Below are 18,849 nucleotides of genomic sequence, written 5' to 3'. Positions count from 1 at the left end.
CGCGCGGAGTGCTTCAACCCTTTGTCCGCTTGTCCGCCCGACTATATAGGAGGGCGGATAACGGACAAGGATATGGAGTTAAATCGGGGAGAACGCTACTCCGCCAAGAATCAAGACCCCTCAACACCTCAATTATCACCCACCTTATGACCACCACCGACACCGAATATCCATTTTTTGCCGCCTGCGCTTTGATCTCAGAAGGCGATAGCGTTTCACAGGCCTGCAAAACCGCTAGGGTTGCCCGGCGAACTTTCTTCAAGCGACTCGCCGAGGCAGGGGAAGGCGACCCGTTGCGGCATCACTACGCCCGCGCGCGAGCGGCTAGGGCTGACTCCCGTTCCGACGACATCGAGGAGTTCGTGCGCCGTGCATGCCTTCGCAAGGATGACCCCGAATACCTCGACCCCAACGCGGCACGGGTCGCAATTGACGCGATAAAATGGCTGGCGGGAAAAGAGAACTCCGCCAAGTACGGGGACAAAGTTACTGTGGAAGCTCCGCCAAAGCCCGCCGCCACAAGGGAAGATCACCTTCGCATCGTTCAAGAATCCGGCATCGATATTGCGGCGATTTTGGAGTGTTACGCTCTGCCTGCGCCCTAAATCCGCCCCAGCCCGGCCTCGGCGGCGGAAAGGGGCCGGTGGCGGTGCCTAGCGGCGTTTACGCCACAAGGCGGGCGTAAGTCTCTTCGTTCATTCCGTTGGGTTCCTCAAAGTGCGCCCCGTCATCGAGTGTCACGGCGACAGACCGAGCGAGGGTTTCACGGGCGTATGCCTCTGGAGTCTGACCGCGCATGGTGGCGATGTGCTGAATGGCGGTGGCGAGTGCGCCAGTTGCGGAGATGGTGACGTTGGCGCTGGCAGTCTTGGCGTTGGCAGTGGATTTCATGTGGTCTTAACGAGAAGAAACCGCACCTACTCGCGGGGGTAGTAATTGGGCACGCAGTGCCCTCCCCGTTTTCGATGCGGTTTCAAGTGTTCGTTCTGCGATGCTCGGGTTACTACGCCCGATGACTCCAAGTGAATCATGGGCACACTCCCGCCGGCGAAGTTGCCGCTGTCAAGGCGGCGTGTGGAGTTGACGGGCTTGATTAAGTCGGGGTTACGCTTCATGAGTTGGGCGTGAAGCGGCCTCTTCCCACATTCCTTATCTCGTTCGTCCTAACACTTATGGTCCTTCAATTCGGGATCGGGCAGCGTTACACCATCAGGCTAAACGAGGGTGAAGTTCGCCTACTCGATCGGTGGAATGAAAAGTTTTACACCCTTGCCGATAGCGGCCACTGGATAGGCGGCCGATGAACCGGGTTCTATGCGCAGTCCTCGGGATGATCGTTGCCTATGCCTGTTATGGGGCGATTGGCGGACGCTATTTTTACTTTGAGAAGGGCCAGGTGCGGCAGGCAAAGTTCGACCACCTTACGGGCAGCTTGCGATACCATGATAACTCTCGCGTCGTCAGCGTAAGATACGATGCCCAAAGTTCTCTTTGGTCGGGGCTCAAGCCCGAGGATGAAATACTCGTGAAGGAGCCGAGCGGCGAGGCGGTAATCATCAACTCTGCACTAGTTATCAATGGCAGGCACAGGTTTACCCGTATGGCCGACCCGCTCGCCCCCCGTGAACACTACTGGGTTTCAATCGTTGACCCTACTCTTATCGTGCGACCGCAGGACAAGAGCTATTCATGGGAGAAGGTTAGCGCACAAATGGCCGTGAAATACGGCCCCGAGGAAGATGGTTGGGTGACAGTTGAAGCGCCTTAAACTAGGCTTCTTGAACCATACGGCACCGTCGATGCGGCGCTAAATTCAAAGCCGATCTTGATCCTGATTCTTTCGGTCCTACATTTCTGGGATGCAGCATCCGGCGCCAACCCCGACACCAGCATCGCCCAGCTTTCCGATTTCGAGCGCAAGTGGGACGTCGAGCGATCCAAAGAAGGTAAGCCAACAGTCAAATTCATTCCATCCGCTCTCTCATCCCTACAGCCCGAATTGGACGGGGGAGTGCGAGACGTGCAGCGGGGAGTATGTAAACGGAAAGAGCCAATCCGTTTAACGTCGTGCGGACCCTACCCCGAGCGTCCTGACCTTAACTGGCAGGGCTTTTTCGTTCATTGACGGCAAGGGCGGGCGGCATTGATTGGTTTTTATGGCCTACGATTCCGAGCTGGAGCACAAACTATTCAACGCCACCCGTGGCTGGCGCGGAACCCGCTCCGAGTTGCACGCCGAGCTGGCTCGCATCAGCAAAGACCACGCCGACCGTAAAACCGCATGGAAGAAGCTGGGGCCGTTCATTTGGTTCCTCGTGGCCGTGATAGTCGTTATTTTGATTTCACAGCGCCCTTGATTCCGCTGGCGAGTCGATACGCTTCCCCGAACGGCAAACCGTAATCGAGCGCACCACGGTTTGGCCCCCCCCGAAAAAGCACTTAGTGAAACAAACCCGAATAAAGCGGGACTTGTTAGTAGTTTTGTTAGGAGTTGGAGTGTTTTTCTCCCTGCCTTAAATCCTATGCCTCGCTGAATGAACTACTTATGTAGATGGTGGACCCTACTGGACTCGAACCAGTGACCTCTTCCATGTCAAGGAAATGCTCTAACCAACTGAGCTAAGGGTCCGTCAAAAACAAGTCGCGGAGTAAGCAGGAGGTCGTGGTCATATCGCAAGGAAAATTTTCACGATTTTTGGGGGCACTTGTTTACCCGTGCAAGCGGGGCGCGAACCGACTTGCCCCGGCTCAGTTGAACCACCTCACTGCTTTCTCCCTGCCATGCTTCAATCGCTTCGCATCAAGAACCTCGCCCTGCTCGAAGAAGTCGCCCTCGATTTTGAGGCCGGCTTTACGGTCGTCACCGGTGAAACCGGCGCTGGCAAAAGCATCCTGCTCGGCGCTTTGTCGCTGTTGGCCGGCGAACGTGCCGACAAGACCCTCATCCGCCAGGGCGCTCCCGCTTGCGAGGTTGAGGCGTCGTTGTTTTTTGAGCACGCGGAGGCCATTAACGCCCTGCTGATCGAGCTCGATTTGCCACCCTGCGAAGACGGCATGCTCATTCTTAAGCGCAGCTTGCCCCGGGAAAAAGCTGCCAAGCTCACCGTCAACGGCGGACTCGCCACTCTGGCCGCGCTCCAGCGCTTGGGCGAGGCGTGGATCGACTTCCACGGTCCGAGCGAGCCACGCCGTCTGCTCAAGGAAAGCTGCCAGCTTGATCTGCTCGACCTCTACGGGCGCGCCGGGGACGCCCTCGTCGCTTACGAAAACAAATACCGCGTCTGGCGCGACCTGCACGCTGAGCGCGAACGCATCGCCCGAGAAACCAAACTCTCGCCTGATCAAATCAAGTTTCTCGAAGGACAACTGGCCCGCCTCGACGCGCTTGATCTCACGGACGAGGCCATCGAGGCGCTTGAACGCGATTTTCAGCGCATGAGCAAAGCCCAGGAGTTAACCGGCTTGGCCTCCACGCTGGCCAACGGGTTGACCGGCGAAGACGGCGCCACCGGGCGGGTCGCAGGCCTTTTGCGCGAGGCGCGCCAGTTGGAAAACCTCGATCCGGCGAGCAAGGTTTTTGCGGATCGTCTCGCGGCGGCCAGCATCGAGCTCGCCGATCTCGGAGCCGAATTTGAGTCGTTGGTCGGCCAGTTTCACTTCGATCCTGAGCAAGCCGAGCAGCTGCAGGCCAACATGAACACGTGGCTCGAGGTGAAGCGCAAACACGGCGGCGACCTGCGCGCCGTGATCGTGGCGCGCGACGAAATGCGCCGCCGCTTGGAGATTCAGGGGGATCTCGAGGGTACACTGGTGCGCCTCGACAAACAGATCATCGATGCAGAACGCGCCGCGCGTAAAGAGGCCACCGTGCTCCGTGCCCTGCGCGAAAAATCATCCCGTGAATTGGCCAAAATCGCCGCCGCCAGCATCGCCCAGCTCGGCTTTAAAAAAGCCGATTTCCAGATCCGCATCGTGCCGCTTGAACAACTCGGGCCCACGGGGGATTGCGGTGTCGAGTTCCTGTTTTCACCCAATGTCGGTGAGCCCGTCCTGCCACTTAATCGGGTCGCTTCCAGTGGTGAACTCGCCCGTGTGATGTTGGCGCTTAAAACCGTGCTGGCCGACCTCGATAACGTTCCGGTGCTGGTGTTCGACGAAGTGGACGCCAACGTCGGCGGCGAGATCGGCCGCGTCGTGGGCGAGAAAATGGTCGGCATTTCCAAGGGCCACCAAGTGCTGTGCATCACCCACCTGCCGCAGGTTGCGGCTCAGGGCGACAGTCACCTCGTTGTCGAAAAAGACCAGTCGCAGGACCGCGCGGTGGTGCGTATCTCGCCGATCCATACCGAGCGTAAAGCCAGGGTGAGCGAATTGGCCCGCATGCTCGGCGATCGTAATGCCAAGAGTGCGTTGGCCCATGCCGAGGAGTTGCTCGGCTGACGTCATTTAAATTAAACGCCATCGGCCGTCAGCGGCTCGACGTAGCGCAGGCTTCCAGACTGCCTTTAGCCCCATAGTAGACTGGAGTTCTGCGCTACTTCTCGCGACCTCCCGCAATCCCTCCGCTCTGCCGATGACTCCCGCGCTGTCCACCATCGTACACCTCGACGCCGACGCGTTTTTTGTGTCGGTCGAGCTGGCGTTGCAACCTCACTACCGGGGTAAAAAAGTCGCGGTCGGCGGCCGCGAGCGGGGCATTATTGCCTCCGCCAGTTACGAGGCGCGTGCCTGTGGCGTTTACACCCCGATGCCGACTTCACGGGCGTTGCTCGTTTGCCCTGAACTCATTCTCCTGCCGCATCAGGGCAATTATGGGGAAGTTTCGCGGAAAATGTTCGATCTGTGCGAAACCCTGACGCCCTACGTGGAGCGCAACTCCATCGACGAGGGTTACCTCGATTTGGGGCCGTGCGGGTTGACCACGGCAGAAGCGGTCGAACGCACTGTGCGCGGCTTGCAGCAACGTATTTGGGACGAGTTACAAATCCCGGTTTCCTTCGGTATCGCGACCAATAAACTGGTTTCTCAAATTGCCTCCAAACTCCGCAAACCCCGCGGTTTTGTGGTGGTGCTTCCCGGCACCGAGGGTGCCTTCCTGGCGCCGCTCGACATTGGCAAACTCCCCGGTGTGGGGGCTAAGACGGAGACTGAATTGCAAGCGCGTGGTATACGGAAAATCAGCGACCTGTTTTCGCGTAAGGAGCGCGAGTTGGAAGCGCTCCTTGGCCGTGATTGGCGCGCGTTTATGGCGCTGGCCCATGGAGTCGATGATCGCCCCGTGCAAACGGAGCGAGAGGACGCGAAAAGTTATTCGCAGCAGGAAACCTTCGCTAGAGACGTAAGCGACTTAGCCACGGTCGAACGCACCGCCAAGGGCATGATCGACGCCCTCCTGCCGACCATTCGCGCCGACGGGAAGCGAGTGCGAACCATGACCGTGAAGGTGCGCTACGGGGATTTCACGCATGAAACCGCCGGTCGCAGCCTGCCCGAGGCGAGTGATCTGGAGCAGCCGTTTTATCCGTTGCTCACGGTGCTGTTAAAACAAGCCTGGGCCCAGTCGCGCCCACTGCGGCTAGTCAGTGTGCGTTTTTCGGGAGTGGAGGCGGGCGCCCGGCAGTTGGACTTGTTTGCCGCGACCGACGAAAAACGCCGTAAACTCGCCGCTGTTTTAGACCAAATGAACCAGGGGAAAACGGCGCGCGTCCACCGCGGCCACCAGTTGCCGCCCAAGCCACCCGTTGGCGGGTAGGTAAGTAGCGCCGGCAAGTAGCGCAGACTTCCAGTCTGCCATGGCCGCCCGGCGGCACGGTCGTGAAGCAGACTGGAAGCCTGCGCTACTTTGTACTCCGCCCAACCCAACCCGCGGCCGGCGCGACATGGGACTTGCCGCCTTTCGCCGCGCTTGGTTTGGTCTCCGCTTTTCCATCCCATGTGCCAAACGTTCTCCAGCGCCTTTCCCCGTCCCCATTCCTCTGTCGTCGTTGATGGTAACGACCGCGCCCCGGCCCGCTCGATGCTGCGTGCCGTCGGTTTTACCGACGAAGATTTCAAGAAGCCCCAAATTGCGGTGGCCTCTTCGGCCAGTGACATGACGCCGTGCAACGTCCATCTTGGCGATCTCAGCGAACACGCTCGCAAGGGTGTGAACGAAGCCGGCGGCAAGGCGGTTTATTTCAATACCATCACGGTCACCGATGGCATCAGCATGGGCACGCTGGGCATGCGCTACAGCTTGGTTTCCCGCGACGTGATCGCCGACTCCATCGAGACCGCCGTGGCCGCCGAGGGTTTTGACGGTCTGATCGCCATCGGCGGTTGCGACAAAAACATGCCCGGCGCCCTCATCGCCATCGCCCGGCTCAATCGTCCCGCCGTGTTCATCTACGGTGGCACCATTCTGCCCGGCTTTGCTGCCAGCGACTGCGACAAGCAAAAGCCCCTCGACATCGTCTCGGTATTTGAAGCCGTCGGTAAACACGCCAAGGGCGAGCTCTCTGATGCCGGCCTCAAGGAGGTCGAAGCCGGTGCCATCCCCGGCCCAGGGTCCTGCGGTGGTATGTACACCGCCAACACCATGGCCAGCGCCATCGAGGCACTCGGCATGAGCCTGCCCAACAGCAGCGCCCAGCTCGCCGTCGGCCCGGAAAAACGCGACGACTGCCGCCGCGCCGGTGCCGCCGTCATGAACCTGCTCCAGAAGGGCATCAAACCCCGCGACATCCTCACCCGGAAGGCGTTTGAAAACTCCATCACCGTGTGTCTCGCCTTGGGCGGTTCGACCAACCTCATCCTTCACTTGCTCGCCATCGCCCACTCCGCCGGGGTTGAGCTCACGCTTGAGGATTTCAAGACCATCGGTGCGCGCGTGCCGCTGCTGGCCGACGTGAAGCCCTTCGGCAAGTACGGTATGGCCCACCTCATCCGCATCGGCGGCATCCGCCCGATGATGAAGATGCTCCTCGACCGCGGCATGCTCCACGGCGACTGCATGACGGTCACCGGCGAGACGATCGCCGAAACCCTCAAGGATGTGCAGCCGTATCCGTCCTACCCCGACCAACAGGACATCATTCGCCCTTGGGATAATCCGATCAAAGCCGAGACGCACCTGCGCGTGCTCCACGGCAACTTGGCCCCCGGCGGCGCTGTCGGTAAAATCACCGGCAAGGAGGGCCTCTATTTCAAAGGCACCGCCAAGGTTTACGAGGGCGAGGAAGATGCGCTCAAGGGCATCCTGCGCGGCGACGTGGTCAAAGGTGACGTGGTGGTGATCCGCAACGAAGGCCCGGTGGGCGGCCCCGGCATGCGCGAAATGCTTTCCCCCACCAGCGCGGTGGCCGGACGCGGTCTCATCAAAGACGTGGCCCTCATCACCGACGGGCGTTTCTCCGGTGGCAGCCACGGTTTCGACGTGGGGCATATCACCCCCGAGGCGGCCAAGGGCGGGCCGATTGCCATCGTGCGCAACGGCGACCTGATCGAAGTCGATGCGGTTAAAAACACCATCAGCCTGCTGGTTTCCGATGCCGAGATCGCGGCCCGTCTGGCGGCCTACAAGCCGCTCCCGCCCCGTGAAACCCGTGGCGTGTTGGCCAAGTACGCCAAGCTGGTCAGCACCGCCTCCGAGGGCGCGGTGACCGACAAGTACCTGTAATTCAGGCCGGGCGAGTCGTGTTCCAATGCACGACTCGCTCGTTACGAAGCGGGAGTGCTAAGAGTAGCACCCCGAGCCCCGCTTGCTCCGTTTAGCAGCGCGGGGCTTTGGCTCCCGGATGAGGCGGTATGCGGCTAATGATTTTAATTTGACCGCATACAGTTCGCTGCCTGAAGTCCGCCCACTTTATGCGTCGGCGACTCTCCCTGATCACAATGTTGACCGCGTGGCTGCTCGCCACCGGCAGCCATTGGGATTTGCTTCAGACGTTCGCGTGGGGCCGCATGATAGCGACCTATTCGCAGTCGATGTCGCTTTCGCAAGCGGTGAAATTAACCTTCACCCCCGACAACCTGTGCGGCCTTTGCCAAAGTGTGATTGAAGCCAAACAGCAGCAGGCGCACGACACCGCGCTGCCGAGCGAGGCCAAATCTTTCGGTAAAATCCCCCTGATTTTCCAGCCGATTACCGTCTTCGTTCCCCGTGGGCCGATCTCGGCACATTGGGATTGGAATCATACGGTGCCCGCCTGGCGGGACCGTTCGCCGCCGCCGATTCCGCCGCCACGCGCGCCCGTTTGATCCTCGGTTAACACCCGCCTCACCGGCCGCGACTTTTCGGCCGGTCGGTTGCTGGGTTTTCGTCGCATCCGCATCGAGCGGACGGACTGCCTTGTATCATTCACGCCTGAGTCTTCCGCGTTTCCCCGTCGTAGTGCGTGGGCGCGTGAAGCCGGATATTCCTGTGTTCTTGTCTGGCTGGTTATGAAATTTTCATCTCGTTCATTGTTAGTAAATCTGGTGCTGGCTGCCGTGCTCCGCGCGGAAGTTTCCCCGCCGGTGGCGGCCCCGACTACTGCGGAAAAAACGGTGGTTTTACCGGAGCTCGAAGTGACCGCTTCGCGCACCTCCCTCACCACGCCTTCACGCGAAGCGGCGCGGGCCGATCTCGCTCTCACTCCCGGCGGCGCCGAAGTGGTCGCCGCCGAGCGCTACCTGCAGGGCCGTGCCTCCACAGTCGCGGATACCTTTGCGCTTTCGCCGGGTGTGGTCGCGCAGTCGCGTTTCGGTTCTGACGAAGCGCGGCTCTCCATTAGGGGCTCGGGCATCCAGCGCACCTTCCACGGTCGCGGTCTCCGCGTGTTGCAAGACGGAGTTCCGATTAACTTGGCTGACGGCGGCTTCGACATGCAGTCGCTGGAGCCGACTGCCGCCGACCACATCGTCATCTGGCGCGGGTCCAATGCCCTGGCCTACGGCTCCTCCACACTGGGCGGGGCCATCGACTATGTTTCTCGCACCGGCCGTACCGCCCCCGGTGGTTTTGCTCGCCTGGAAGTGGGTTGTTTTGACTACCTGCGCGCCACCGTGGCGGACGGGGTTGCGCAGGGTAACGCCGATGGCTACGCGAGTTTCACCCAGTCGCAGCAGGAGGGTTTCCGTGACCACGCGGAGCAAAATAACCAGCGACTGTTCACCAACGTCGGCTGGCGCTTGAGCGATGAAATCGAGACGCGCCTTTACCTGACGGCGGTGAAAACCGACTCCGAATTGCCCGGTAGTTTGACCAAGGCCCAGATGGAGGCGAACCCCGAGCAAGCCAACGCATCGAACATCACGGGCAATCAGAAGCGCGACTATCAGCTCGTGCGGGTGGCGAATAAAACCACGGTGAGTGCCGGTGACAGCTCGGTGGATTTTATCGCCGCGTGGACTTACAAAAACCTCGATCACCCCATTTTTCAGGTGATCGACCAGGTCACCAATGACGCGCTGATCGGGCTCACGCTAACGAACAAGACTGACCTGTTTGAACGTGCGCATCAGAACCGTGCGGGCTTATTAGCCAACCAAGGACAGACCTCTGCTGCCAACTTTGTTAACGTCGGTGGCTCCCGCGGTGCGCTCGTTTCGCAAGACGACCAGATCGCGACAAACCTAGAGGCCTTCGCCGAGAGCCAGCTCTCACTCGGCGCTGGATTCACTAGTGTGCTCGGTTTCGCTGCTGCCCACAATCGTCGTGATACGGCCCGCACGTTGGGTGCAGTCACAGCAGCCAACACCTACGATCGCAGCTACGAAAATCTCGCCCCCAAACTGGGCGCGCGTTGGGATAATGCAGCCAAAACCAAGCAGGTTTACGCCAACGTTAGCGGCAGCTACGAGCCGCCCTCCTTCAGCGAAGGCGGTAATGCCACCGTCGCGAACGAAGCCCAGCAGGCCCTGACCTACGAGTTGGGCACCCGCGGTACCCACGGTTTTGTCCGCTGGGATGCGTCCGTGTATTACGCTCAAGTGGAGGACGAACTCTTGGCGATCTCCCTTCCAGGGCCGGTTTCTGGCACCTTTAACGCCGATCGCACCACCCATCAGGGCGTCGAGTTGGGCTTTGAAGCTGACGTGCTCGGCCAGCCCTGGAGCGGAAAAACCGACAACCGTCTGGTGGCCCGCGGAGCGTGGACCTACGGCCGTTTTAATTTCGAGAACGACAGGACCTTTGGCGACAACACCCTTGCCGGCCTCCCCGAGCATTTGTTCCGCGGAGAGTTCGTCTGGCAGAATGCCGCCGGTTATTACGCCGGCCCGACCTTCGAGTGGGTGCCGGTGAAAGCCTTCGTTGATCACGCCAACACCCTGGCGGCTGATCCCTACTCACTGGTCGGCTTTAAGTTCGGCCGCCGGCTTGAGCGCGGGTTGTCGTGGTTTGTGGAGTTCAAAAACCTCACCGACGAAACTTACGCCGCGACGACCGGAGTCATCGAGAGGTTTACTGGCGGTAATGGTGCGCAATTCCTGCCCGGTGACAGCCGCTCCGTCTACGCCGGCGTCGAATACCGCTTCTGATCCGGCCCAATCCTCCTCAACCATGAATCCTCTCACTCTTCGCCGTCTGCACCGCTGGATCGGACTGGCCTGCGCCCTGACCGTACTCCTCGCCGCCGGTAGTGGCATTTTACACACCGTCATGACTTGGACGCAGCCGCCGCCGCCCCGTCCCGAGCCGGCCACACCGTTTTCACCGGCCAACATCGCATTCCCGGTTTCCGCACTGCCCGCCAGCCTGGGGCCGATCCGCAGCCTGCAAATCCACACCTTCGATCAGACAACGTGGTACCAAGTGTCCACGCCGCAGGGGCTGCGTTATTTCAGCACCACCGACGGCCGCGAAGACCCCGCGGTAGAGACGCGCCTGGCGCTAGCAATCGCCCGCCGTCACCTCGGCATCGGCGTGGCTGGCGACGCGTTCGCGTACACCCGGAGGCTCGACGCCTACGACCGGGAATACCTGAGTATTTTCCGCCTGCTGCCTGTGCACCGCATCGAGGTGGCCGATGGCCGGGGCACGCGCCTATATGTGAGTACGCTCACCGGTTCGGTCGCCCGCCACACCGATGACCGCCGTCAGTTCGAGGCTAATGTTTTTAGCATGTTTCATAAATATGCCTTCATTCCCAATAAAGGCCTGCGCGACGGCGTGCTGGTCACGGCTACGGCGATCGCCTTCCTAGCCGCCCTGACCGGAGTGATTCTCTTTTTTGCGACCCGTCGTCGTGCTTAACCCTTCTGCTTATTATCCATGAAATCATCCCGCTTACTTTTGGTTTTGATTACGTTTTTGCCTGTTGCCGTGGGGCGCGCCGAACCGGATTGCCCCTGCGAGTGCGCTGCGGCCAAGCCGGTTCTCTCGACCAAGCTGGTTGCCGCCGCCAACGAAACGGCGCCGGCTCGTCATCCGCTGCGCGGTGTGGTGATTGAGGTTTTGGCCGACAAGTCCGCGCTGCTGGTCAAACATGAGGATATTCCCGGGGTGATGAAGGCCATGACCATGTTGCTGAAGGTCGACACAGCCGCCCTGACCGCAGTGCAGAAGGGCAGCCGGATAACCGGACTGCTGGTCAAACACGCGGACGGGTGGTGGCTCGAAGCTGTGCAACCCGCGAAGTAGCGCGTCGGTGCGGGGAGGGCAACTGAGCCGAGGAGCGCGGGTTTCGACGAAGAACCGGAGTTAACCCGGCCCGCCGGCGGGCGGCTCAAGGCGCTTTGTTGAGACGGGCTTCGGCGCTGACCATTGCCTCAATAAAGGCCTCGGCGGTGGGGGCGGCCAGCAACGCATCACGATTAGCCGCATCCTTGAACACCTTGCACAGCGCGCTCACGACCAGCAGGTAATCGGTGGGATTGGATTTGGGCGTACCGAGAACGAACATGAGTTTGACCGTCTGGTTACCGTTTTCGAAGTGCACGCCAGCATCGCTGCGGCCCACCGCCATGACGATTTTTTGCACGTGTTCAGTGCGAGCGTGGGGCAGGGCGATCTCGTTGCCCAGGCAGGTGGTGTCGAGACGCTCCCGGGCGAGTAACTCGGTGTAAAAGCCGTGGAAATTGGTGACATCCGGGTGGCCGTCCAGCAGGCGTGCGACCTCGTTGAGCGCCACGGTGCGCTTGGTGCTTTGCACCCCGAGAAGGATGCGAGAAGGGTCGAGAAGAGTGGAGAGGCGGCCGGCCATGCGAGCTACATGTTTTAGCGTTATCGAGTCGTCAAAGAGACGACTCGAAAAATTCATTGGCAAGTGCCGATTGGGGTCAGATCCGCCTAATTTTAGGCGGACGTTTCCATCCCCGATTTTAAGCCGATAATTCGACTGGAACTCGCGCGATTTAAAGCGGTTTTAGGCCGGGTTCGGAGCCGGCACTGCCGCTTGTGGGACGAGGGAGTGGCACCAGCGCCAGGTATCGAGGTCGTGCCAGCGATGAGCCGACAGTTGCACGTCGATCACGTCGCCCAAGGCGTAGTCGGCCGGTTCGGTGCGCAGGATACGGAATCCCCAATGTGGGGCGCGGCCCGGATCGTGCGGGGCCGAGCTGAGTTGCAGGTCGGCGTCGACGGTGGTGCGGAAATACACCGCAAAGCCGTCGATGCGGCCGGCGCGGCGCACTTCTCGTTGAAAGCACAGGTCGCGGGAGAATTCGGCCGCGTTGAGTGTGTGCAGATCGAAGGTGAGGGCCGGTTTCGGGTCGGCGAGAAAATGCTCAACGAGCGCCCCGTCGTTGCCACAGAGGTGATAGTAGCCGGTTTCCTGCGGGCGCGCGTGTTCGAGCGAGGAAAAGTCGTAGCCTTTCACCTTGAGATTCCAGATGAAGGGCACGTGGCGCGCCGTGTTGAGTTGCACCGGCTCGCAATAAAACTCGAAGCACGAGGGCAGAATCCGCCCGCCGGGTTTGAGCAAGCGGTCGCGCAAATCGCAGATGTTGGGGATCATCGCCTCGTCGAAGAGGAAGTCGCCCATCTGCTCGTGGAGCAGCACATCGACCGGCGCGGGCAGGGTGAACGTGGTGCTGTGGCAGGAGATGAAATCGACGCGCTCGATTTGGTTGGCGGCGGCCAGGGTGCGGGCGTGGTTGAGGATGTCGGAGTGGTCGAGGGCGTGCACGCGGGCCGCGCCACGGCGCGAGGCGAAGGCGGCGAGGATGCCAGTGCCGGTGCCGAGGTCGATGACGTGGTCGCCAGGGTGAATGTGGCGCTCAATGGCCGCGTGGTAAAAATCCATGCGCGGGCGGTCAGCGAGCATGCGCTCTTGTTGGTGCATGCCGGAAAAATAACGCCGGTTGTTGTCGCGGTGGTCGTCTTCGGCCGAGGGAGCACCTTGAAAGAGCCGGCGCAGGGTCGCCACTGCAGGAGCGAGGAGGCGACCAAGGGTTTTAATGGGCATGAAGAGGAGTGGACGGGAGACGGGGCGCGCGTGGCGTGGATCCGCGGGCAGTGGCACGCGGATCTGAGAAAACGCAGGGACCGCGCTCGGCGTCACTCGATTTCGCAAACAATCGGGGGCTTTGCACCGAACGCCGAGCTCCAGCTCGGCCGGGTTCGATCGTCGTAGTGCCAAAAAAAGGCGCGCCGGTGAGGGCGCGCCTTGGGTGGAAGACCCGGAGTGAATCCGGGGCTTTAGGACAGTCGCTTAGCTGGCTTCCGGCGGCGGGGTTGCGCCGACGGCGGCGGCTGCCTGCTCTTCGTCGGTCTCGACTACGCGGGCGATCGACATGAGTTTGTCGCCCTCGGCCAAGGTGAGGAGTTTGACGCCCTTACCGCCGCGGTTGACCTCGCGGATGGTGTTCACCGGGCAACGTACGCTCTGGCCCTTGGCCGTGAGGAGCATGACTTCGTCGGTGTCCTTGATGCTGAGCGCGCCGGCGATGTTAACCGAACCGTCCTCGGGCAGGTCGATCGCCCACACGCCGCTGCCGCCGCGGTTGACGAGGCGGTAATCCTCGAAGCGGGTGCGCACGCCGAGACCGGCTTGGCTGGCCACGAGGAAGCGGGCGTTGTGGTCGACGACTTCGAGTACCTCGAGGTAGTCGCTCTCCAGCTTGAACTTCATGCCGCGCACGCCGCCGGTGGCCCGGCCGGTGTCGCGGAAGAGGATCTCGCCGTTGTCGGGATCCTTTTCCGACAGGCGGACGGCTAGGCCTTGGTGGGAAACCAGGATGAGCTCGTCGTTGCCGGTGGTGAGCACGCAGCCGATGACGTTGTCGCCCTCGTCGAGGTTGATGCCGATCAGGCCGGCTTCGCGGGTGGCGTTGGTGTAGTCGGCCAGCGCGGTCTTTTTAATGGTGCCGGCCTTCGTCGCCATGACCAGGTAGCGGTCGGGCGAGAAGTCGGGTGTGGTGAGCATGGCGGCGATCTTTTCGCCCTCGTCGAGCGAGAGGAACGATTTTACCGACTTGCCCTTGGTGGTACGGGCGCCCTCGGGCACGTCGTAGACCTTCTTCGCCAAGCACTGACCGTGGCTGGTGACGAAGAGGATGAAGTCGTGGGTCGAGGCGGTGAAGAGGTGCTCCACAAAATCCTCCTCGTAGGTCTCGGTGCCGATCACGCCCTTGCCGCCGCGTTTCTGCGAGCGGTAGTCGGCCACCGGGGTGCGCTTAATAAAGCCGAGGTGGGAGATCGTGATCACGCAGCCTTCGTTTGGGATAACGTCTTCCATGCGGAAGTCGCCGGTCGCGTCGATGATCTGGGTTTTGCGCTGGTCGCCATATTTGTCCTTCATGGTGAGCAGCTCGGTCTTGATGACCTCCATCAGGCGGGTCTCGGAATCGAGGATCTCGCGCAGGGAGGCGATCAGCGTCTGGAGTTCCAAATACTCGGCCTCGATCTTGCCGCGCTCCAGGCCGGTGAGCTGGTAGAGGCGCAGTTCGAGGATCGAGTCGGTCTGTCGCTCGGAGAGCGGGTATTTGGCCATCAACTTCGTCTTGGCTTCCTCGCGGTTGGAGGAGGCGCGGATGATTTTGACGAAGTCGTCGAGGTTATCGAGGGCGATGATGTAGCCCTCGAGGATGTGGGCGCGGTCCAGGGCCTTTTTGAGGCGGAACTGGGTGCGGCGGGTGATGACATCGCGGCGGTGCTCAAGGAAACAGTCGAGCAGCTCGCGGATGTTCATCTGCTTGGGGCGCTTCTTGTCGAGCGCGAGCAGGGTGACACCGAAGGAGGACTCGAGCGCGGTCTTTTGGAAGAGCTGGTTGATGACGACGCGGGACTGTTCGCCGCGCTTGAGCTCGATGACGATGCGGGTGTTCTCGTCGGACTCGTCGCGCACGTCGCGGATACCCTCAAGGAGTTTCTCGGTGACGAGCTCGGCGATGCGGATAACGAGGTTGGCGCGGTTAACGTTATACGGAATTTCCGTGATAACGACCTGCTCCATACCGGTCTTGGTCTCCTCGACATGGGCCTTGCCGCGGATGCGCACGATGCCCTTGCCGGTCTTGAGGTAGGAGAGAATGCCGTCACGGCCGGCGATGACGCCGCCGGTAGGGAAGTCTGGTCCGCTGATCAGGCCGCAGAGCTCGTCCACGCTGGTGCGCGGGTTGTCGCTGATCGCGCAGCAGGCGGCGATGAGCTCGTACAGGTTGTGCGGCGGGATGTTGGTGGCCATGCCGACTGCGATGCCGGTCGAGCCGTTCATCAACAAGTTGGGCAGGGCGGAGGGCAGGACAGTGGGCTCGGTGGTCGACTCCTTGTAGTTAGGAGCGAAGTCCACCGTGTCCTCCTCGATGTCGGCCAGCAGGTCTTCGGCGGTGTTACGAAGACGGGCCTCGGTGTAACGGTAAGCTGCGGGCGGATCGCCGTCCACCGAGCCGAAATTACCCTGCGGATCGATCAGCGGGTAACGCATGACCCAGTTCTGAGCGAGGCGCACGAGCGTGTCGTAAACCGACGAGTCGCCGTGCGGGTGGTAGTTTTTCAGGACCTCGCCGACCACGCCCGCGCACTTGTCGAAGGAGCGGTTGTGGAGGAGGCCTTCGCGCAACATCGCGTAAAGGATGCGGCGCTGCACCGGCTTCAAGCCGTCGCGCGCGTCCGGTAGGGCGCGGGCGACGATGACGGACATCGAATACTCGATGTAGGCCGTCTGCATGATGTCGGTGATGTTGGCGGTGGAGAGTTTCTCGTTGCCTGTGTACATGTCGGAAGATGTCAGAAATCAGCTGTTAGAAATCAGATTTCGGAGAGCGGTAGAATCGGAAGCTATGGGCAGACATCTGGCTTCTGATCTCAGACTTCTCTCCGAAGTGGTTAAACGTCCAGATACTGGACGTTGAGGGCGTTGTCTTCGATGAACTGGCGGCGCGGAGGGACTTCGTCGCCCATCAGCAGCGTGAACAGCGCGTCGGCCTTGGCGGCGTCGGTGATATCCACTTTGAGGAGACGGCGTTTCTCCGGGTCCATGGTGGTTTCGAAGAGCTGTTTGGGGTTCATTTCACCGAGACCCTTGTAGCGCTGGATGCTCAAGCCCTTGCGGCCGTTGCCACGAATCTGGGTGACGATGTCGAGCGGCGAAGTCAGCTCGGTCTTGTTCTCGCCCTTCAGGCCGACGTTTTCAGTCAGCGTGTAGCGCGGCTCGGCGGTGGCGCTGAACTCCTGAATCTCCAGTCCGATGGCGGCAATGGCGCGGAGGAGCTTGGCCATTTCGTTGGATTCGAAAATCTCGTGGAGCGTCACGCGGCGCACCGGGCCGGTGGGCTTGGGCGCGGCGGGGGCGTCGGGCGAGAGGTCGGCATCGAGCCCCTCGCGGCTGACGAACTCGGCGCGGGCGTGTTCGTCCTTGAGGAACTCGTGGCTTTCCACGTTGCCGGTGCGGATGCGGGCGATGTAGCGCGGGAGAACCTGCGTCTCACGATCGTGCTGGTCGAGGTAGATGGGCAACTCGACGCCGTAACGGGTGACGCCACTGCCGAGTTTTTCCAGCGCGGCGAGGTTTTCGACGATCTGGTCGATCTGCGCGGGGGCAAACGTGTGGCCGTCGCGGATACGCGTGAGCACGACATCCTCGGAGCCGAGCTCCAGAAGGATGCGGTTAAGCTGCTCGTCGTTGTCCACGTACTGCTCGCGCTTCTTGCGCTTGATCCGGTACAGCGGCGGTTGGGCAATGTAGATGTAGCCGCGCTCGATCAGGCCCTTCATCTGACGATAAAGGAAGGTCAGCAGCAGCGTGCGGATGTGGGAGCCGTCCACGTCGGCGTCCGTCATGATGATGATCTTGTGGTAACGGGCCTTGGCGGCGTTGAACCCGCCGACCGATTCGTCGCCTTCGCCGATACCGGTGCCACAGGCGGTGATCAGGGTGCGGATTTCCTCGTTGGCCAGCACCTTGTCGATGCGTGCTTTCTCGGTGTTGATGAGTTTACCGCGCAGGGGGAGGATGGCCTGGAAACGGCGGTCGCGGCCCTGTTTGGCCGAGCCGCCGGCGGAGTCGCCCTCGACGATGTAGAGCTCGGTTTTCGCGGGGTCGCGCTCGGAGCAGTCGGCGAGTTTACCGGGCAGGCCGCCGCTGGAGAGGGCGCCCTTGCGGACGGTCTCGCGGGCCTTGCGGGCGGCCTCACGGGCGCGGGCGGCGTTGAGCGACTTATCGACGATGCGTTTGCCGATTGGCGGGTTGATTTCGAAGTATTTGATCAGGCCCTCGTAGGTGGAGGAACCGACCACGCCCTCGACTTCGGGGGAGAGCAGTTTGACCTTGGTCTGGGATTCGAACTTGGGGTCGCTGTGTTTGATCGAGATGACCGCAGCAAGACCTTCGCGGACGTCGTCACCGGTGATCTGCGGGTCCTTGTCCTTGAGCAGGTTGTGGGCCTTGGCGAATTGGTTAATGGCGCGGGTGAGGGCGCCGCGGAAACCGGACAGGTGGGTGCCGCCGTCGGGGTTGTGAATCGTGTTGGTGTAACAGAGGACCTGCTCGTTGTAGGAGTCGTTGTACTGGAGCACGACCTCGCAGTGGATCTCGTTGGGTTTATCGTCGAGCTGGATGTGGGTCTCCTTGGTGATGCGCACCGGAGTGGGGAACAGCGCGGTTTTGCCTTGGTTGAGCTGTTTTACGAACTCGGAGACGCCGTCCTTGTAGAGGTAGATTTCGGGCTTCGCACCGACGGGGCGTTCGTCGAGGAACACGATTTCGAGGCCGGAGTTGAGGAAGGCGAGTTCGCGCAGGCGCTGGGCGATGCGGGCGGTGACGAACACGGTCGTTTCCTTGAAAATCTCCGGGTCGGGTTTGAAGGTCACGAAGGTGCCGGTGCCGCGAGCCTTGCCGATGACCTCGAGCTTTTTGACGGGCTTGCCGCGCTCGAACTTCATGTGGTGGACCTGGCCGTCGCGGGAGACCTCGACCTCGAACCATTCGGAGACGGCGTTAACGCACTTGGCGCCGACGCCGTGGGTGCCGCCGGAGAACTTGTAGCCGCCTTGGCCGTATTTGCCGCCCGAATGCAGCGTGGTGAGCACGAGCTCGACGCCGGGCAAGCCGGACTCCTTGTTGATGTCGACCGGGATACCGCGGCCGTCGTCACGGATGCTGATCGAGCCGTCGACATGGATGTTGACCTCGATCTTTTTGCAGTGGCCGGCGAGATGCTCGTCCACCGAGTTGTCGAGCACCTCGGAAACGCAGTGGTGGAGCGCGCGTTCATCGGTGCCGCCGATGTACATGCCGGGCTTTTTGCGGACGGCTTCAAGGCCCTTGAGCTGGCTCAGTTTATCCGCGTCGTAGCTCTCGGAAATCACTGCGTTGGAGACGGGCTGTTCGGAGTCGGTTGGGTCAGACATTTAAAGGGGGGGAATCGTGATGAAAACTAAAGGGCAGAGAGCATCGCAATTCAGGGGCCGCCACAACCCTTTTTTATGCCTGGTTTCTGCCGCTAAAA

General features: G+C 61.1%; 15 protein-coding genes and 1 tRNA gene. 10 read left to right on the top strand and 6 right to left on the bottom strand.

Going from position 1 to position 18,849, the window contains the following annotated elements; translation table 11 throughout:
* Window positions 1-146: 146 nt before the first annotated feature.
* The gene (locus tag H2170_09820; protein MCS6300382.1) at window positions 147-605 is read left to right on the top strand and encodes a hypothetical protein; all 459 of its coding nucleotides are present in this window, start codon (window positions 147-149) and stop codon (window positions 603-605) included.
* Between the two features lie 58 nt (window positions 606-663).
* On the opposite strand, the gene H2170_09815 is transcribed toward H2170_09820, so the two are convergent.
* Window positions 664-891, bottom strand: a complete 228-nt coding sequence (locus H2170_09815) for a hypothetical protein (GenBank protein MCS6300381.1) — start codon at window positions 889-891, stop codon at window positions 664-666.
* Window positions 892-1,330: 439 nt separating this feature from the next.
* Between H2170_09815 and H2170_09810 the strand changes: the two genes are divergently transcribed.
* A complete protein-coding gene (locus H2170_09810; GenBank protein MCS6300380.1) occupies window positions 1,331-1,768 on the top strand; it encodes a hypothetical protein in 438 nt (145 codons plus the stop codon).
* Window positions 1,769-2,156: 388 nt separating this feature from the next.
* A complete protein-coding gene (locus tag H2170_09805) occupies window positions 2,157-2,357 on the top strand; it encodes a hypothetical protein (GenBank protein MCS6300379.1) in 201 nt (66 codons plus the stop codon).
* A 195-nt stretch (window positions 2,358-2,552) separates the two neighbouring features.
* Here the strand turns inward: H2170_09805 and H2170_09800 are convergent.
* Window positions 2,553-2,629 (bottom strand) — tRNA-Val (locus H2170_09800).
* A gap of 152 nt (window positions 2,630-2,781) precedes the next feature.
* Between H2170_09800 and recN the strand changes: the two genes are divergently transcribed.
* The 7 genes from recN to H2170_09765 all read left to right on the top strand — a co-directional run bounded on the left by recN (window position 2,782) and on the right by H2170_09765 (window position 11,602).
* Window positions 2,782-4,440: a DNA repair protein RecN gene (gene recN, locus H2170_09795; GenBank protein MCS6300378.1), complete on the top strand. Its 1,659-nt coding sequence runs from the start codon at window positions 2,782-2,784 to the stop codon at window positions 4,438-4,440.
* 133 nt (window positions 4,441-4,573) lie between these two features.
* The gene (locus H2170_09790) at window positions 4,574-5,752 is read left to right on the top strand and encodes a DNA polymerase IV (protein ID MCS6300377.1); all 1,179 of its coding nucleotides are present in this window, start codon (window positions 4,574-4,576) and stop codon (window positions 5,750-5,752) included.
* A 180-nt stretch (window positions 5,753-5,932) separates the two neighbouring features.
* The gene (gene ilvD / locus H2170_09785) at window positions 5,933-7,657 is read left to right on the top strand and encodes a dihydroxy-acid dehydratase (GenBank protein ID MCS6300376.1); all 1,725 of its coding nucleotides are present in this window, start codon (window positions 5,933-5,935) and stop codon (window positions 7,655-7,657) included.
* Between the two features lie 215 nt (window positions 7,658-7,872).
* Entirely contained in the window at window positions 7,873-8,238 is a 366-nt protein-coding gene (locus tag H2170_09780; GenBank protein ID MCS6300375.1) for a hypothetical protein, read from the top strand.
* Between the two features lie 183 nt (window positions 8,239-8,421).
* Window positions 8,422-10,500, top strand: a complete 2,079-nt coding sequence (locus H2170_09775) for a TonB-dependent receptor (GenBank protein MCS6300374.1) — start codon at window positions 8,422-8,424, stop codon at window positions 10,498-10,500.
* 22 nt (window positions 10,501-10,522) lie between these two features.
* Window positions 10,523-11,215 carry a PepSY domain-containing protein gene (locus H2170_09770; protein MCS6300373.1) on the top strand — a complete coding sequence of 231 codons (693 nt, stop codon included), beginning with the start codon at window positions 10,523-10,525 and terminating at the stop codon, window positions 11,213-11,215.
* Window positions 11,216-11,233: 18 nt separating this feature from the next.
* On the top strand, window positions 11,234-11,602 hold the full coding sequence (locus H2170_09765) for a copper-binding protein (protein ID MCS6300372.1): 369 nt from the start codon (window positions 11,234-11,236) through the stop codon (window positions 11,600-11,602).
* Window positions 11,603-11,687: 85 nt separating this feature from the next.
* Here the strand turns inward: H2170_09765 and H2170_09760 are convergent, their stop codons facing one another.
* From H2170_09760 to gyrB, 4 genes are all read right to left on the bottom strand, one after another.
* Window positions 11,688-12,164: a PTS sugar transporter subunit IIA gene (locus tag H2170_09760; protein ID MCS6300371.1), complete on the bottom strand. Its 477-nt coding sequence runs from the start codon at window positions 12,162-12,164 to the stop codon at window positions 11,688-11,690.
* Window positions 12,165-12,326: 162 nt separating this feature from the next.
* On the bottom strand, window positions 12,327-13,367 hold the full coding sequence (locus H2170_09755; protein ID MCS6300370.1) for a 50S ribosomal protein L11 methyltransferase: 1,041 nt from the start codon (window positions 13,365-13,367) through the stop codon (window positions 12,327-12,329).
* A gap of 246 nt (window positions 13,368-13,613) precedes the next feature.
* Entirely contained in the window at window positions 13,614-16,118 is a 2,505-nt protein-coding gene (gyrA, locus tag H2170_09750) for a DNA gyrase subunit A (GenBank protein MCS6300369.1), read from the bottom strand.
* A gap of 110 nt (window positions 16,119-16,228) precedes the next feature.
* Window positions 16,229-18,751, bottom strand: coding sequence for a DNA topoisomerase (ATP-hydrolyzing) subunit B (gene gyrB / locus H2170_09745; protein ID MCS6300368.1), 2,523 nt, complete (start codon window positions 18,749-18,751; stop codon window positions 16,229-16,231).
* Window positions 18,752-18,849: the final 98 nt, after the last annotated feature.

The organism is Opitutus sp., from assembly GCA_024998815.1.
Lineage (GTDB): Bacteria > Verrucomicrobiota > Verrucomicrobiia > Opitutales > Opitutaceae > Rariglobus.
The sequence above is the reverse complement of the archived record's forward strand: the minus strand, read 5'-3'. Positions and strand labels throughout refer to the sequence as shown.